At 55.3% G+C, this 17,802-nt stretch carries 13 protein-coding genes; 2 read left to right on the forward strand and 11 right to left on the reverse strand.

All coding sequences use genetic code 11. The annotated features are described in order from the left end of the window. Window positions 1-27: 27 nt before the first annotated feature. From ABD949_RS18070 to rpe, 10 genes are all read right to left on the reverse strand, one after another. Complete coding sequence (locus ABD949_RS18070) at window positions 28-1,728, reverse strand: hypothetical protein (protein WP_345245506.1); 1,701 nt, start codon at window positions 1,726-1,728, stop codon at window positions 28-30. Between the two features lie 6 nt (window positions 1,729-1,734). Continuing rightward, entirely contained in the window at window positions 1,735-3,465 is a 1,731-nt protein-coding gene (locus ABD949_RS18075) for a hypothetical protein (RefSeq protein WP_345245508.1), read from the reverse strand. Beyond that, window positions 3,465-4,376 (reverse strand): transketolase family protein, encoded by a 912-nt coding sequence (locus ABD949_RS18080; RefSeq protein WP_345245510.1) that lies wholly within the window; start codon window positions 4,374-4,376, stop codon window positions 3,465-3,467. Before ABD949_RS18080 ends, ABD949_RS18075 begins: the two co-directional genes overlap by 1 nt. After that, entirely contained in the window at window positions 4,373-5,104 is a 732-nt protein-coding gene (locus ABD949_RS18085; protein ID WP_345245512.1) for a class I SAM-dependent methyltransferase, read from the reverse strand. Before ABD949_RS18085 ends, ABD949_RS18080 begins: the two co-directional genes overlap by 4 nt. A gap of 26 nt (window positions 5,105-5,130) precedes the next feature. Beyond that, window positions 5,131-7,134 (reverse strand): NAD-dependent epimerase/dehydratase family protein, encoded by a 2,004-nt coding sequence (locus ABD949_RS18090; RefSeq protein ID WP_345245514.1) that lies wholly within the window; start codon window positions 7,132-7,134, stop codon window positions 5,131-5,133. After that, window positions 7,109-7,966 carry a transketolase gene (locus ABD949_RS18095; RefSeq protein ID WP_345245553.1) on the reverse strand — a complete coding sequence of 286 codons (858 nt, stop codon included), beginning with the start codon at window positions 7,964-7,966 and terminating at the stop codon, window positions 7,109-7,111. Before ABD949_RS18095 ends, ABD949_RS18090 begins: the two co-directional genes overlap by 26 nt. Then, complete coding sequence (locus tag ABD949_RS18100; RefSeq protein ID WP_345245516.1) at window positions 7,962-9,773, reverse strand: glycosyltransferase family 39 protein; 1,812 nt, start codon at window positions 9,771-9,773, stop codon at window positions 7,962-7,964. The genes ABD949_RS18095 and ABD949_RS18100 overlap by 5 nt, the downstream gene beginning before the upstream one ends. A gap of 135 nt (window positions 9,774-9,908) precedes the next feature. Continuing rightward, window positions 9,909-11,927 carry an OmpA family protein gene (locus tag ABD949_RS18105; protein WP_345245519.1) on the reverse strand — a complete coding sequence of 673 codons (2,019 nt, stop codon included), beginning with the start codon at window positions 11,925-11,927 and terminating at the stop codon, window positions 9,909-9,911. Window positions 11,928-12,075: 148 nt separating this feature from the next. Continuing rightward, on the reverse strand, window positions 12,076-13,482 hold the full coding sequence (locus tag ABD949_RS18110; protein ID WP_345245521.1) for an alpha-amylase family glycosyl hydrolase: 1,407 nt from the start codon (window positions 13,480-13,482) through the stop codon (window positions 12,076-12,078). Between the two features lie 40 nt (window positions 13,483-13,522). Then, entirely contained in the window at window positions 13,523-14,194 is a 672-nt protein-coding gene (rpe, locus tag ABD949_RS18115) for a ribulose-phosphate 3-epimerase (RefSeq protein WP_345245523.1), read from the reverse strand. A gap of 115 nt (window positions 14,195-14,309) precedes the next feature. Here rpe and ligA point away from each other — a divergent pair, with 115 nt between their 5' ends. Both ligA and dapA read left to right on the forward strand, forming a co-directional pair. After that, window positions 14,310-16,352 (forward strand): NAD-dependent DNA ligase LigA, encoded by a 2,043-nt coding sequence (ligA, locus tag ABD949_RS18120; RefSeq protein ID WP_345245525.1) that lies wholly within the window; start codon window positions 14,310-14,312, stop codon window positions 16,350-16,352. Between the two features lie 44 nt (window positions 16,353-16,396). Next, the gene (gene dapA / locus ABD949_RS18125; protein WP_345245527.1) at window positions 16,397-17,293 is read left to right on the forward strand and encodes a 4-hydroxy-tetrahydrodipicolinate synthase; all 897 of its coding nucleotides are present in this window, start codon (window positions 16,397-16,399) and stop codon (window positions 17,291-17,293) included. Between the two features lie 78 nt (window positions 17,294-17,371). Here the strand turns inward: dapA and ABD949_RS18130 are convergent, their stop codons facing one another. Then, a complete protein-coding gene (locus ABD949_RS18130; protein WP_345245529.1) occupies window positions 17,372-17,563 on the reverse strand; it encodes a hypothetical protein in 192 nt (63 codons plus the stop codon). Window positions 17,564-17,802 lie beyond the last annotated feature (239 nt).

Consider the following 17,802-nt stretch of genomic DNA (forward strand, 5'->3'; position numbering starts at 1 on the left):
AAAGTATTACGAATCAGGGAAACCAATTTATTTTATCGCCATTGGCTGCGCTGAATCCTTTTCCGGTTGTTGGTCTGACGGTGTGAAAATCAAGTACTGGTTGGTCATCGCCAGGCTGGCCCTGTCGGGCTCACTGGTGAGGATTCCGATCCGGTAACGTCCCTGCCGGAGATCTTCTTTCGGAATCTGAGCGTAGAACTGCCTGGGGGTATACCGCGGATGGCTGGCTGTCGGGGCAACGCGGTTCGGTTTGGCCGGCCACGCGGCAAACAGGTACCGATGCTCCAGGCTGGTCAAAAGGATGTAAGCTCCGTTGTCGGGATTCGCCGGCGTGGGATTAACATGGCCTTCCTGCACAAACACATACTGATCCGGTTCTTCGCGCAGGCTGTCGAGCTGGGTGCTGGCATCGATCGTCAGCGAAGCCGGGCCCGTTAGCCGGGCAATCCGCTTAACAAACGGGGTGGCTGTAGGGACATAAACGGTCCGGATCGCCCGCTGGTGCCCGGCCGGCGTCAACTGGAGCCAGTTAAGATACGCTACAATGGTTTGCCGGTGCTGGTACACGATACCGTCCATACTCCAGTAACTGGACAGCAGGCTGAGTACCACCGTACTCAGCGTCACCACAATGGCTTCCCACCGGCGGAGTGAAAAAAAGCGCCAGCGGAACACACTGTACAGATAAAGGATACTCACCAGAACGGCCGAGTACAACCGGCTCTGGTCCGGCAGCCCGGCGCCCGGCAGACCGGTACCCGGCAGCTCTGTTCCTGCGGGTATGCCGGACAAAAACAGCATGAGCAGAAAGAGCCCCGACGCCAGGAAAAAGTCATCCCAGAAGGGAAAAGTCTGGCGATTAAAGGCTTTGATCGCCAGCCGGACCAGAAAATAAACAGTACCCAGCACCAGCACGATGCCTAACCCGACCAGCAGGCCGGATGGCGTTTCCCGCCCCGGTATCGCTCCGGTCAGATCGGCGAAAAGCCCTGCCGAATGGAAAAAGCTTTCTATCCGCTCCGGCAGGGGAATAAGCGGCACCGGCGAAAGGGGTGTAGCCGGTTGATCGGAATAGCCGTAAAAACTCAGACAGCCAATGAGCACTACCGACCAGATCATGATGGATCGCCAGTGTTGCTGCCGAAACAGAATCAGCAATCCGGCAATGAGAGCCGGCAGGCCGCTGTTGCCGGAAAACAAGGCCAGAACGGCCGGCACGAGCGCGATAAAACGCTCCCGATGCCGGTTGCGGGCCAGCAGGTAAAACGTAGCCAGCACAAATGCCATCTGCGAATAGGCCTGCAGAGCAGCCGTCGACCACAGCAGCGTTTCGTAACTCTGCAGCGAAAATAGCCAGAAAGGCACCGGTATAAAGTAGGCCAGTGCTAAGCCCGCCCGTCGGAAGGCCGCGTATAGGAGCGCCAGCAGAACAATCAGAAAAGCGAAGCCCGTAAGGGTCAGGGCGTAATAGCTTAGCGTGCCGTTTAAGGCCAGACAGACCAGAAACACCAGCCGGGTCCAGAAGATCGGTTGTCCCTCGTGCGAGGTAAACAGTTGCCGGGCTGTGTGCACAGCCGAGTTCTGCTGCCGGAGCTGCAGCAGGTCGTTCTGCAGGGAATAGTCAGCACGGTAGGGGATGTCTACAGCATAATACACTACGGCCGCACCGACCAGTACCACGGGCAGCATGATCAGCAGAATAACCGGTATGCGTCGGACAGCTGCCATGGCGGATTACCAATTAGTTTCGATTGGTTTGGTCGTCGGCGGGGTAATCTCCAGGGTGCGGCCGGTCGCATATACCTGACAGGTCCCGTCTGAATGGCTAGTCACCACGTCCAGCTGATACAAGCCTGGCATGGGCTCCGTATCCGAAAAAACAGCCTGAAAGCCGGGTAAGAAGGCGGGTGCCAGGCCAGACAGAACCCGCCATGTTGGATTTTGTACCGGACTGGCCGCCATCAGGTACGTACGCTGCGCCGACCGTAACCGGATGTATTGCTCATCGTGCGGGTTCCGGCTGGCGGGCAGCGTTCTGTTTTGCACGACATACGAGTTGCCGGTGCGGAAGACGCTGTCGATAGGTACCACCGAAGCCGTAGCTGGTTGCAGGATCTGATCCAGGCACTGTTCATAGAAGGCAGGCTGGTAAATGCCGGCCGGACGTGCTGCCGGCGGGGTGTTGGTCTCGTATGACCAGTTGAACTGACTCGCCAGAAAATGACGTCGCCAGAAAATAGTTTCGTCGAGATAGCTCAGGTAAGCCGCCCAAGCCAGGACAACGCCAACGACCAGGCCCGCGATACCCACTGTGGGCCGCCACCGTCCCCGGAGCCGCCCGGCAAGGTAGACATACAGGAGGCCCAGGAGCGTCAGCGAATAGATTTTGTACCGGCTGGTTATGAGCAGTTCGGCCCCAAAGGCTACCCGCGACCAGGCAACAATTGCACCCGTACCGAGCAGAAAGGCCGCGCCACCACCAAAAAAATAATCGAGGGGAAGGAGAGAACGGCGGATCAGTCCCCGGCGCAGCGCTGCCGCAACCAGACCCACAACGAGCAGCGTCAGCAGGCCGCCAAGCAGGATACTCATTACGTATGGTGGGCCCATGGGAAACGCTTCCGCAGCGGCTCCGGTAAACGCCAACCACCCCTTCAGCAACTGTACCGGATCAAACCGGGTAGGCGGGTTGCTGACTGATTTCTCGTAGCCGTAGAAGTACAAGCCGATGCAAAGGGCCGCACCGGCCAGCCAGCCAGCCAGCGCCGGGCGGTTTTTCCGGTGTTCAACGGCCTGAACGGCCAGCACCAGCAGCCCCACCGGCCAAATCAGCAAGCCGTTGCCGCTGGTCAGCGTGGCCGCTACCGCCAGCCCGAAAGCCGCCAGCCGATGGGGCGTGTACGCCAGCAGGTATAGGCAGCCAACCACCCAGGCCATGATGGTCATGTTCTGCAGCGCAGCCATGCCCCAGAACATGTTCTCCCAGTGCGACAGGTTTAACAGGATAAACGCTACCGGCGCTGCATACCACAACGTATTGCCCCGTCGGTCAGGCAGTTCCCGGCGCAGCACCAGCGCAAAGACCAGCAGCAGCCCCAGCAGGCTTAGGTTGCCCACCGCCATCAGGTGCGTGAAGTTCAGTTCACCCCATAACTGGTAGTCCAGCCAGCTAATGACCCGGTCGTATACAATGCGGTGCTCGTTATGCTGTTTAAAAAACTGGTACGTTTTTCCCGTCAGCGTATCTTCTTCCGCCAGTTTTATCAGAAAGGCCCGCAGGGCATGGTCGTCCCATTTCGGAACGTTTACTACGTAGCGGCTCCACAGCCCGGCGAACGCTACCACCGGCAGGGCCATCAGCAGCCAGCCCATCCACGGCCGCGACAGGAGCGGTACCGTCGCCGGTGTGTCAGCGGGTGCGCGTCTGCCAACGCTGGGGGATTGGGTATGGAGCGCCTGCTTCATTATGCCGTGACGAGCGTGGCTAACTGCCGGGCAATATTGTCCGGATCAAGGCCCGAGAGTTGCTGGTGGTACTTCTGGTCGCCGTAGAGGCCGTTGGGATACCCCTGGGCCGACAGACTCACAAACTGCGTGGGGACAATACCGTTTTGCAGCAGTTGCACCGACAGTTGCTGCGCCAGACCACCAATGGATACGTGCTCTTCGACCACCAGCATAGGCCGGCCGTTCCAGCGCCGGGCCAGCCCGGCAGGTAACTCCAGCGGGAGATTGGTAGCTGTGTACACATCGAACCGCTCGGTGAGGTTTTCGGCTTCGAGTGCTTTCAATACGTTGGCGGCCACCGGTCCCAGCGCCACAATGGTTCCTTCGGCCTTGTCGCTGCGGACCACGTGCCGGAAAGAGCCGATGGCTTCGGTACCCTCGGGGGTTTTAGGACCGGCACCCAGACGCAGATACGTTGGACGGGCTTCGGTCACAATCGCGTCGAGCATCGGATCGATCTCATCGGCGAAGGCGGGGATGTATGTTTTTACGTTCTGAAGACTGCTCAGGCAGGCCAGATCCTCGATGGCGTGGTGGGTGGAGCCCATGATACCGTAGCCGTAGCCCCCGCCGTTGCCCACCAGAAATACCGGCATCCGGTGCAGGCAGACATCGTTGCGGAACTGCTCCAGACACCGGTACACGGCAAAGGGGGCAATGCTATAAACAAATACTTTAAATCCCTTGTAGGCCATACCGGCGGCTACCCCGACCATGTTCTGCTCGGCTACGCCCGCGTTGATGAACCGCGGTCCCATGGTGTCGACCAGGTTTTCCAGGGCATTATAGCCCAGGTCGCCGGTGATAAACACAATCCGGTCGTCTTCCCGCGCCAGCCGCTCGATACCCGCCGAAAATTCCTTTCTCATTTCCGTTTACGACAACTGATAATAAACTGGGCCGAAAAGATATGCTTCACGACCGGTACCTTTTCCAGGAACGGCTGGAAGAAATAAATGATCTTTGCCGGCGTGGTCGGGAAGAAGAAGGGCACGTAACCGACATAGCTGAACTCAACCACCTCGCCACCGGCGTTCCGGATCCACTTCTTCAGCGTGGTCGACAGAAACGACTGCTCTTCGTGCTCGATATGGTATTTAGATGTTTTTTCGATCACCTTCAGAATGGGGTTATTGCCGTTCGGCTCCATGATGATGATGTTATCGCTCAGCTTAAACGCGTTACGAATGGCTTTCTCCTGATCGGTCAGGTGGTGGAGCACCCCCCGAATCACGGCCACATCGTATTTTTTGGCCGGAACCGCCAGGGTGTCGTCCAGAATGTTACTGACGGTAAATTTGACGTCGGGGTATTTCTCCGAAGCCGCCTGAACCGCCTTGGCTGCCGGATCGAAGCCTTCGACGCTCAGGTGAGGGAAGTTCTGTTTGATCTCATTGGTGTAGGCACCATCGCCACAGCCGATGTCCAGCAGCGTTTTGTATTCCGGTTTGATGTGCTTGTAAATAGCGTCCGAAATACGTTTGTTGGCTACGTACGAGGAAAAAGATGCATTGGTGGTGTACAGAAAGCCGCCGTTTTCCCGGACGTTCTGGTTAAACACCGACACATTTTGTTTGACTTCTGCCTTTGATTCCATATCTGTTCGATTGGGTGTTAACTTGATTAACGCTTCCGCTGCGACAGCAGGGCGGAAATCTTATCTGATGTATTATAAATGCGGTCTCCGATCCGTACCATTGTTCGAATATACTTCGGCCGCTTCTTCGTTTCTTCAAAAATCTTACTGACGTACTCGCCCAGAAAGGAGATGCCCAGCAGATTGATTCCTCCAAAGAACATGATCAGGACAATAATGGTGGATGTTCCGTACGGGGTGTTCGGGTCAAAATTGATCAGCCTGGCTACTATCTGCCAGATGATGCCCAGGACCGACAAGCAGGTCAGGATAAAGCCGGCGTATGACATGGCTTCGAGCGGAGCGAAGCTGAACGAGAAAATCGCTTTTTTCGCCCACCAGATGTTTTTGGTCCAGTTGTTGGTCGATACCCCGAACATCCGCTCCGGTCTGACGTAGTTGACCCCGGTTTGTCGAAAACCAACCCAGGCCCGCAACCCCCGCAGAAACTGCTCGGTTTCGGGCAGACTGACCAGCTCTTTGACCACTTTGCGGTCGATCATCGAGAAATCGCCGGCATCGACCGGAATGTTGACGTACGACATGCGCCGGAAGAGCCGGTAAAATGTCTTGTAGAAGAAGTGGACGTGAGGGGCCATTTCCCGTTGTACCCGTACTCCGTATACGACCTCGTACCCCTCCATCCATTTCTTATAAAAGTCCGGAATGACCTCCGGCGGGTCCTGCAGATCACCATCCATAAGCACCACGGCGTCGCCGGTGGCAATTTCCATCCCGCTCAGAAAGGCCGATTGTGACCCAAAGTTGCGGGAGTGCTTGATAGCAATCACATTGGGGTCTTTGGCGCAGATACCTTCCAGTACCTCGTCGGTATTGTCGGGTGAGTTGTCGTTAACGAAGATGATCTCGTACCGGACCTTCATTTCATTGAAGGTCTTCACCAGCCGCTCATACATGTACGGAATTGCCTGGGCATCTTTGTAACAGGCGATGATGGGCGATATAACGGCGTTGAGCGATGGGTTTTTGAAGGCCGGAATGACTTTGCTTTCGTAATCGTGTCGGGCCTGCCAGTCGGCGGTCAGGCGCAGGCCTTCCTGTAGTGGGGTGCGGGCCTTCCAGCCCAGATCGGCTTCGGCGGCCGAGGGGTCGCCGTACCAGTCGCTGAGGTCCCAGTTGCGATTGGTCATGCTGCCCCACTGGGGCGTCTTTGGAATCTGGAATCCGGCCACGGTGAGGTCGACCAGTTCCCGCATGGTGGTTTTCTGACCTGTGGCGATGTTGTAGGACCGGCCCCGGTTGGCAGGACCTACGTTCAGGGCAGCATCCACAAAGGCTTCTACGCAGTCGTCGATATACACAAAGTCGCGGCTAATATCGGGCGACACCAGCGGGGGGAAGTCCCCTTTCCGGGCTTCTTCAACCAGGCGGGGTATAAGCCGGTCGGGCTCTTCCCAGCCGCCATAGATGGAATACAGCCGAAGGTTCAGGGTGTTCAGGTGCTGGAGCCGGGCGTAGTACTCCAGCACATAAGCGGCCGACACTTTGGAGACGGAATAATGGCTGTTGGGTTCAACCCGGTCGGTTTCTTTGGGGGCGGTACAGTTAAAGCCGTACTCCGAACTGCTGCCGGCATGGATATAGACCATGTCTGGGGTGCAGTTTTCGAGGATGTTAACGGTGCCCAGAACGTTGGTTTCGTAGATCAGATTAACATTCTTCTGCTTGCTGTACGCGCCATAGGCCGCCAGATTGAAGATCGTACGGGGCTTGTATTTGTCGAACACCTCCCGCACCGAGTTATCAGACAGAATGTCGCAATGAACAATGTTTTCGGGCGGAACATTCAGTAATTTCAACCGCCAGGCTTTGGTGGCGTCGTGCGTTACCGCATAGACGTCTTTACCCGGACGGGCCTGGAAGAGATCATTGAACAGGTTGGCACCGATGAAACCACTGGCACCAAAAACAAACACAGGACCGTTAAGCCGGCGGATTTTATCGTTATACGGGTGAGTTTTCAGTTGCATTCGAACGGGTGGTGGTTAGATAGCGGTCGGCTACTTCGGCGCAGGCTTGCTGGTACTGCGCCGGTGTCATGGGCAGATAATGCCATTCCAGTTTATCTTCCATGTACGACACGCCTTTGCCCTTGATCGTATGGGCAATAATAGCTTTGGGGCGGCCATCGGGATTGGCCGTCAGCAGGTCAATGGCCTGAAGAAGGGCGTCTACGTTATGCCCGTCCACCTCGATGGTGTCGAAGCCGATGGCCTGCCATTTTTCGGCCGCAGCCGTATCGCCCAAAACGTCGCCGGTGTGCCCGAAGCCTTGCAGCCCGTTTCTGTCGATCAGCATAATCAGGTTGTCCAGTTTACGCTGCAGGGCAAAATGAGCGGCCTCCCAGGTAGTGCCTTCGTTGGTTTCGCCGTCGGATAATAACACAAAAACGCGGCTATCCTGGCCGAGTAACCGGCTGGCGTGGGCAATACCGGCGGCAATCGGCAAGCCGTGCCCCAGTGAACCGGTAGCAAAGGGAATGCCCGCGTGGTGATTGGGAGCCGGGTGAGCGGGGAGCGTCGTACCGTTTTTGTAGTAGGTCTCCAGCTCCTCATCGGGAATTTCTCCGGTATGATTCAGACAGACGTACAGAGCGGCAGCCGCGTGGCCCTTAGAGAGAATGAATGTATCCTGGTCCCGCTTCCGGCCAATCAGCGTGGCGATCATCAGGTCGATGCAACTCAGTGAGCAGCCGATATGACCGGCGTTTGCCTGGTTGTACAGGCCGAGAACCTTCAGACGCAGTTGGCCGCTAAGCGCCCTGGCGTTATCTGCTTTGCTTATATCAGTCACTGCCTTAATAGCGATAAGTTGTTCCTTCAAAATCAAAAATGGTGATCTTCTGCCCGGTGCGGCCTTTGACCAGAATGATCCGGTCAGACTGTGTTGTGTCCATCCGCTGGATATAGTCGGCTTCTTTCGGCAGGTACAGGTTCGTCAGCTGAGCGTCCTGAATCGAAAACGGCCAGAAGGTCTTCTCAATCTCATCTCTGGCGTATAACCGGATGGATGGATACAGCACTGTATCGCCCGGAGCATAGGCCTCGCGGATGCGCTGGGCCGACAAATAGTGCGGATTAGGCGTTCTCGGCTTTGCAAAATAAGTGTATTTCGGATCACGGTCGCTGTAAATAGTATGCAGCAGGCTCCCGATCAGGTAAGCCTGAACCAGCAGTACAAGGCTCAGCACAACTTTAAAGGCGTTTGGTAATCGGTATACCTGATACAGAATCATGGATACCAGAATGACCGTATACGGAAACGAAAAGCCGGAGTAGCGTTGGGTAATGCCGTAGGTGTGCCCGTTCCGGAACGACATCAGCAGGAGAAAAAGCGTAGGCACCACAGCCAGCAGAAGCAGGAACACCAGCAACGAGCGCTGCTCTGGCCTGACCGACTGCCGGATGTACACCACTAGCAGGTAGCAAAACGTAGGGATGGCCACAATGACCACATGATTCGGCCGGGGGGCAATATAAAAGGGTAAGCCCGCTACCATCAGGGCCGTGAACGCCCCCAGAACCCACCAGGGGAGATGACGACGGGTATAGTACCGGCTGAACAGCCCCAGGGCACCCAGCCCCAGCACCAGCGACACCAGGATATTTCTGTACCCGACCGCTTTGTGAAAGAGACTGTTGGTCAGGATAAACAGGTCGCTCCAGATGGGCATCGATCGTTCCGCAACGTTGAACAGGGTTGCCGGCAGCACAAGGCCAAAGCCGCTGTTATACGGGTTGGTCAGCGCAATATTCCGGTAAAACTTCGCCTGATACGCCAGCGTCTGGAACGTATACGAGCCGCCCCCGAAAATAAACCATAACGAAACCAGCCCCAGGCCGGCCAGAGCCGTCAGCGCAAACGCAAGCCACAGTTTCGGTTTCCGGACGTAAAGCAGAAAATACAGGCCGTGGCTTAAAAAGACGGTCAGCGTCAGGTAGTGCGACAGCAGGCAAAGCACAAAGGTGATCCCATAGGCGATCAGCAGCCGGGTGGGACTTTTCCGGTTTTTGTCTTTCTCCAGAATCAGCAGAAACAGGTGTGTAGCCAGCAGCGTCAGAAAGAAGCTCATGGAGTAATTACGGGCCATGTGGCTATACGCAATAAAAAAGGGCTCCACAGCCGCCAGAAAGGCGCTCATCAGGGCCAGCGTTTCCGACCGCAGATGGTGGCGGACAAACAGGTACACCAGGCCGGCGATCAGCGTGCTGAACAGCACAGATGGGAACCGGACCGAGAAATCGGTAATGCCAAAAAGCTTGATCCAGGTCCACAGCACGGCATAATAGGCGGGGCTGTTGCCGATGTCATTCCGGATGTTAGCTTCAATAAAGTCCGAAAACATTTTAGGTTTCCAGAACTCCCGGGGGGTAAAGTAGGTCTTTCCGGGGGTAAAAAAGACATCGTGCTGATTGGAGCCTTCCATGACGATACCCTGCGAAATGACCATCGTGTATTTTTCGTCCAGATAAAGCCCATACGCTCCGGATTTATACAGCCGCAGGCCAAAGGCCAGAAGCAGGATCAAGAGGATGAGTAAGCCCGACCGGTTGGAAATCGCCATTGGCTTGTTTAATTCGGCTTGCAATGGTGTAGATTGTGTAAGCATTCGTTACGTCTCGTTAATACGAAAATCCGGGGCGTATGAGCAGATCAGGCCCGGATTAGTTTGTAAGCTGTCGAGGGTAAGGATGGAATACTGCTATAGTACCTGACGGGCAAAGTTACTGGCATTTCTGTTTTATCACATTTTTAAGATCGTAAATTCTACTCTCCGGTTCAGTTTGCGCTTTTCTTCGTTCTGGTTGCTGGCAATGGGTTTACTGGGTCCCCAGGCTTTGGTCTGTACCCGTTTTTCGGCTATCCCCTTATCGGTCAGGTACGCTTTTACAACGCGAACGCGGTCTTCGGCCAGTTTCATGTTCAGATCCCACTCCCCCTGGTTATCGGTATGCCCTTCCACTAAAACTTCCATATCGGGGTTTTCTTTCATTAGTTCGACCAGCCGGTCGAGCTCGGCATAGGAGGAGGTCAGCAACTCATACTTGCTTTGTTCAAACAACACCTCTTTAAGGATCATCTTCTGCCCGGACTTCACCCTGGAGACATACAGATTCCGGCGGATGTCGCGGAAGCGCTTTTCCCGGCTGAGGTCAATGGCCTCCCGGGTTGGAAAATAGCCTTCTGCCTGCGCATTCAGCTGATATGCCTTCTGAACAGGCAGGATCATCTTATACTCGCCGGTTTCAGCGTCGAAATCGACCCTGGCTATTTCGGTGTTGTTACCCACCAGGGTGGCAATCACCTCCGCCGATACCGGCTTTTGGGTTTGCGCATCCAGCACCTGCCCCGATACAATGGCTACTGGTTCGGGCATGATTTCCGGGTACAGTTTCAGGCGGAACAGGTCATTGTTGCCGAGTGAGTTTTGTTTGGAACTCAGGTAGGCAAAATCGCCGGAAGCCGGAATGGTAAAATAGCCGTCCCACTCGGTGGTGTTGATCAGCGGGCCCAGGTTTTCGGGCGATGACCAGTCCGTCCAGGTGCTGTCGAGCCGGCGGCTGACAAAGATGTCGCCGTCGCCGTATTCGGGGTGCCCCGAAGAGGAGAAGTACAGCGTTTTGGCATCAGACGCAATAAACGGGGTACCTTCGTAATCGGCCGTGTTCAGGACCGGGCCCATGTGTTTGGGTTCGCTCCAGGTCTGGTCAGGCAGCAGAAAGGTGACGTACAGATCTTTGTCGCCGTACGAATCTTTCCGCTGTACGGCAATGACCATGACCCGGCCGTTGGGGGCCACGGTGAACTCCATATTGCCCCGTTTATGGATGTTATAGTGGTTCTTGATCTTGCACTCCAGGGGCGTCGACCAGCCGTTCCGGGTTTTTATGGACCGGGAGATGCCAAACGCCAGCGAGCCGTCGGGCTTGTAGATGTTGGTCAGGTACATGGACCGGCCGTCGGGTGAAATACCGCTGATGGCGTTGTGATCGGGTGTATTGATGGGCGGCCCAATGTTCACGGCTTCTCCCCATTCTTCTTTGGAGACCAGTCTCGACGACCAGATGTCCTGAAATTCGGCGCTGCCGATGTTCTTTGGGTGGTAGCGCCGGGTAAAGTACAGCGTGCGTCCGTCGGGCGTAATCACCGGGGCCACTTCTTCGCCGGCGGAGTTGACGGTCTTGCCCAGGTTTTCTTTCTTCAGGTCTTTGGGCAGGTTCTTGGTCAGGGGGATTGCCACTTCCACCGGCTGGGCGGCACTGGTTACGCCGATACCGTCGATCTGGTTGGGGCCTTTTATCCGGCCGGGATTGATCGTTACCCTGATTTCCTGACCAATCAGCGACGAGTCGGGCAGGATGATCCGCAGCAGAGGCTCACTGCGCGGTGCCGGATTGGCGTTCTGGTAAATGGTATGTTCGCGGCCGTTACGGTCATAGACCACCACCTGCGTGATGCTGCCGGGGTTGACATTTTCGGCGACCACCACCTGCCGGATGGGCACCGCTTTGGCAAACCGTACCCGTACCCACTCGTCGCTCAGGTTCTCCGGGTTGGCCGGCGACCAGGCGCATGGGCTTTCGCCCAGGTTTGGCAGTTTGTTGGGTCGCCCCAGGACCTGCGTGGCGCGGTACTGCTGGCTGAAGGGTTCCCCTTTGCCTTCCGACGAAAACCCCACCACCTGGCTGGCCCAGTGAACCGGCTGGGCCTGGCCGATGAGATCGGCCTTAACCAACCACGCTCCCAGTAAAAGCAAAAACATCCGCATGACGCAATGACATTCTCAAATGACGGTGCAGAAATATATAAACTAAACGAAAAACCCGTCCCGTACAGTGAGTTTGAGGTTTGAAGTTGCTTCGCCTATTCAGGTCTGATGGCAGGCTTAACTTCAAACTTCAAACCTCAAACTAATTCGTATACACCTGATACCCCCATGGCTTCAGCGAAACCGTCATTTGGGGTTTTAACTCGGCGGGCTGGCGGGTAAAGATTTCCATGTAGCGGCCCTCGTAGCCTTCGCCGTTCAGGCGGACGGTCAGGGGCTGTTCGCTGAGGTTCAGGATTACAGTTATCCAGTCGTTGTCTCTGCGCCGGTAAAAGGCGTATACCTTATCGTCGTGGTTCGTCGGGATTTTTACGGTGGGGCCGCCGGCCGGGCCATTCCACAGGGCCTGGTTGCGGTGCTTCAGGGTAAATAAGGTTTTAAAGAAGCGGCTTTTAGAGTAAGTATCCCAGGGAATGGTGTCTTTGTCGTAGAACGATAACTGCTTGTTCAGATTAGACTCCATGCCGTTGTAGATCAGCGGCATCCCGTCAATCGTACACGTCAGCACGGTGAAGACGTCGGCGGCTGGCCCGAAGGTTTCCTGCAGGGTGCCCCGGTAGGCATTTTCGTCATGGTTGTGGGTGAAATGCATCTGGTAGTACCAGCCCGGAAAATTAGTCTGGTTATAGTCCAGCAGGGTATCAATGGCCGAAGCCGGGCGGTTACCGGCCACAATATCCTGCAGCAGCCGGTACAGGCTCCAGCCGTAGTTGGCGTTGAACCATTTGAAATGCTCGGGATCATCTTCCCACTCGGAGAGCAGAAACACCGGTTTTATCTTATCCAGCGCCGGACGGACTTCCTGCCAGAAATTGTTGGGAACCATGCCCGCCACCTCAATGCGGAAGCCGTCGATGTCATACTCTTTTATCCAGAACTGCATGGCCTGAATCATGGCCTGTCGCATATCGGGGTTATCGTAATTTAATTGTGCCACGTCGGTCCATCCGGTCGGCTTGCCTTCTTTGGTGACGGGCGATATGATCTTGCCGTTCACCGAGGTATACCAGTCAGGATGGGCTTTGACCCACGGATGGTCCCAGCCGGTATGGTTAGGGACCCAGTCGATAATCACGCGCAGACCGACATCGTGCGCCCGCTGAACCAGGGCTTTAAAATCGGCAGGAGTGCCGTAGTCGGGGTTGACCGTGAGGTAATCGGCCACGGCGTAAGGGTTGCCGAGGGTTCCCTGCCGTTTCTCCTGACTGATGGGATGAATCGGCATCAGCCACACAATATCGACGCCTAGTTCTTTAAGCCGGGGCAGGTGCTCTTCCACAGCTTTAAACGTACCTCTGGGCGAAAACTGACGGACATTAACTTCGTAGATGGTAGCATTTTTTGCCCAGTCCGGTGCCGGCGGAGCAGCGGGTGCCTGCTGACCGGGTAAGGTCGACGCCAGGGCATCGGTTTGGGTGTTTTGGTCGTTACGGCAGGCCGATAGTGCCAGGCTCAGCCCGGCCACTACGGCCAGATATATTGTTTTCATAAAGTCAGGTAGCCCAACGGGCTAAAAAGTCAATAACAGCTCAGGCCAGCGCCGGTTTCGGATGCTCGCCCAGTTCGCGAATGGCCTGAATTGGGTCATCCGCTTTAAAAACCGATGTGCCGGCCACCAGTACATCGGCCCCGGCATCCAGCAACAGGCCGGCATTGTCCGGCCCCACGCCCCCGTCTATTTCGATCAGGGCCGGCAGGCGGTGCGTCGCCAGCAGGTGCTTCATCCGGGCAATTTTCCGGTAAGTATGCTCAATGAACGCCTGGCCACCGAAGCCGGGGTTAACCGACATCAGCAGCACCAGATCAATCTGCTCCAAGACATCTTCCAGCAGCGGCACCGGGGTATGCGGGTTCAGCGCAACCCCGGCCCGGCAGCCCAGTTCCCGGATCTGCGCCAGGGTCCGGTGCAGGTGCGTGCAGGCTTCGTAATGCACCGTGATGGTATCAGCCCCGGCTTTGGCAAATGCTTCCAGATACCGCTCGGGCTGCACAATCATCAGGTGAACGTCGAGGGGTTTTTGGGCGTGCCGGCGGACGGCTTCCACCACCGGCAGACCAAACGATATATTCGGTACAAAGACCCCATCCATGATGTCGACGTGAATCCACCCGGCATCACTCCGGTTAATCATCTCAATATCCCGCTGAAGATTCGCAAAATCGGCGGCCAGAATGGAGGGAGCAATAAAGGGTTTACTCATGATGCGGTCAGGTCATTATACTAATACTATCCTGTAAAACTAAGTTTTTTTGCCCGATAGTTGAAATAAAACCGTTTTACACCCTGTTTTGCATAACATTTTAGTACCCGATTCTATGTCTCCCCAGGAACGCATTCACGAGTTAACCGACAAAATCAACTACTATAATTATCAATACTATCAGAACAGTATGTCGGAAGTAGATGACTATACCTTCGATAAACTGCTGGAAGAATTACTCAGCCTGGAGCGCAAGTATCCGGAGTTCCGACGGCCCGACACGCCGACGCTACGGGTAGGAGGGACCATCAGCAAGGAATTTCCGACGGTCTACCACCGCTTTCCAATGCTGTCGCTGGGCAACACCTACTCGGAAGCCGAACTGGTGGAGTTTGATAATCGGATAAGACGGGGGCTCAATGACCAGCCGTATGAATATATCTGCGAACTTAAATTCGATGGCGTGGCCTTGAGCATGACCTACGAAAACGGCATGCTGGTACAGGGGGCCACGCGGGGCGACGGCGTCCGGGGCGACGATATTACGCATAACATCCGCACCATCCGGACATTGCCTTTACGTATTCACGGCGACACTATCCCCCCGCTGTTTGAGGTGCGTGGCGAGGGATTTCTGCCGCTGGTCGAGTTTGAGCGGATCAATAAAGAGCGTGAAGACATTGGCGAGCCCCTGCTGGCTAACCCGCGCAACGCGGCTTCGGGTACTTTTAAGCAACAGGATTCGGCCATTGTGGCCAAACGCCGGCTCGATTGCTACCTGTACAGCTTCCTGTCGGAGCCGGAAGTATTCCAAACCCATGAGGAAAGCCTGATGGCGATGAAACAATGGGGGTTCAACGTCTCGCAAACCTGGCGTAAGTGCAGCACCCTACAGGAGGTGATGGCGTACATTGCGGAATGGGATACCAAACGGTATTCGCTGCCGCTGGCTACCGACGGCATCGTCATCAAGATAAACCGCTACGACCAGCAGCGCGAACTGGGTTTTACGGCCAAAAGTCCCCGCTGGGCCATCGCTTATAAATACAAGGCGCAGGCGGCCAGCACCACCCTCAATTCCATCTCGTACCAGGTAGGCCGTACGGGCGCGGTTACGCCGGTGGCTCATCTGACGCCGGTATTGCTGGCCGGAACGGTCGTCAAGCGGGCATCGCTGCATAACGCCAACGAAATTCAGCGGCTGGGCGTAATGATGCACGATACCGTATTTATTGAGAAGGGCGGGGAAATTATCCCGAAGGTAACCGGTGTCGATCTTACCAAACGTACCCCAGCGAGTGTTCCCATTGTGTATCCGACGCAGTGCCCGGCCTGTGGCACTCCGCTGGCCAGGAAGGAAGGCGAAGCGCACTTCTACTGCCCCAACGAAAAGGGTTGTCCTCCGCAGCGCCAGGCCCGGTTGGAACACTTCATTCAGCGCCGGGCCATGAATATTGAAAGCCTGGGCGAGGGTAAAATTGAATTGCTCATCGACAAAGGGCTGATCGGGAACCCCGCCGATTTATACGACCTCACCACCGAAAAGCTTTTGGGGTTGGAGAAAGCCTATGTAGATGAGGAGACCGGCAAAATCCGTGTGGTCAGTTTCCGGGAGAAAACGGTGGAGAATATCCTGACCGCCATTGATCGCTCCAAACAGCAGCCATTTCCGAATGTGCTGTTTGGGCTGGGTATCCGGTATGTGGGTAATACTACCGCTGAAAAGATTGCTGACTACTTCGGCAACATGGATGAGTTGATGGCAGCCTCCTATGAAACGCTGGTGAATGTGCCGGAGGTGGGCCCCCGCATTGCACAGAGCATTGCCGCCTGGTTTGCCGATCCGGACAACCAGCGCTTTGTGGAGCGGCTGCGGCAGGCCGGCCTGCAATTTGCTTCGGAGCGACGAATTGTAGCATCCGAGAGCAGTAAGCTGGACGGTAAGACCTTCTTATATACCGGCACGTTCGCCAACTTCAGCCGGGACGAACTCGAAGACCGGATTCAGGCCAATGGCGGCAAGTTGCTCAGTGGCATATCCAAAAAACTCAGTTACCTAATCGTTGGTGAAAACGCTGGCCCGTCGAAAGTTGATAAAGCCCGGAAGTTGGGGGTGAATATGATTGGGGAGCAGGAGTTTATAGCAATGATTTCGTAACTTTGTCTTTACATAACCCAATTTTCATTTTTCATCCAATTTACATGGATACTCGTTTCCACGGCGTCGGGGTGGCTATTGTTACTCCGTTCAATGCCGACCATTCCATTGACTTCGACGGTTTCGGCCGGCTGGTGCAGCACATCTCAGATGGCGGAGTCAAATACATTGTGCTGCAGGGCACAACCGGTGAATCTCCAACGGTGACCAAGTCGGAGAAGAAACAGCTGCTGGATTTCCTCAAAGAAAAGAATTATAAACGGTTGCCTATCGTGTACGGCATCGGCGGGAACGTTACGTCGGATGTGGTAGCCACCATCAAGGATACGAACTTCGACGGTATCGACGCTATTCTGTCGGTATGTCCCTATTACAACAAACCAGGTAAGCGGGGGGTGATCGAGCACTTTACCCGCGTAGCCGATGCCAGCCCGGTGCCGGTGATCCTGTACAATATTCCGCCCCGGACGGGTATTAACATGTCGGCGGAGACCATCTGCACACTGGCCGAGCATCCGAACATTATGGGGGTGAAAGAGGCTTCCTGCATCATTGAACAGTGCATGGAGATTGGCCGCGATAAACCGGACGATTTTCTGCTCATCTCGGGCGACGATGTGCAGGCCGTACCCATCATTAGTATTGGTGGAGTAGGCGTGATGTCGGTTATCGCCAATGCGTTCCCGGCGAAGTTCTCGGGAATGATTGAGGCTGCCCTGCGCGGTGATTTTGCCTTTGCCCGCCAGGAACTGGGGCATTTCCTCCGCATTGATCCGCTGCTGTACGAAGAAGGTAATCCGGTCGGCATCAAGAAGATTCTGGAGATTATGGGCATTGCCAGTTCCGACGTTCGGTTGCCGCTGATGAAGGCATCCGACGACTTGGGCGAACGAATCAAAGCCGTGATTCAGCAGGACAAACTGGTTGAACTGGTGGCGTAACGCCCGTTGCGCTCTATAACCCCTATAACAAGGAAGCCCCGCTCAGTCGAGCGGGGCTTCCTTGTTATAGGGGTTTGCTTAAAGTCTTCGGCGGCCACCGAACAGACGGGAGCCCGCCCAGATGACCAGAAATACAACCAGAAGAACAACAATGATTCCTGTATATGCGCCTGCTTTGAAGATTCCGCCGACAACCTCACAACTGCTCATCAGAAAGAAGAGAATGAGCGACAGTAAATAGGGGATAAGGCATTTTGCAAAATTTTTCATAACGTTGAGTATTTGTTGTATTACTCTCTACCGGTCTCTTGATTTTACGCATTGGCCGGTAAGTTTGGTTCCTGTTTCGCTGCCCGGATTAGTAACCAGAGGGTTAGCGCATCGGCGGGCATCTGCTAACTAATAAGCAAAGCCTGTGCCAAACTCAAAAAATACTCAAACGAAGGGTTTAGCCTTACTCAGAACGGGCTGATTGCCGGTTAGTTAGGTTACACATTGGGAAAGGCGTT

This window comes from Nibrella saemangeumensis (assembly GCF_039541915.1).
GTDB lineage: Bacteria > Bacteroidota > Bacteroidia > Cytophagales > Spirosomataceae > Nibrella > Nibrella saemangeumensis.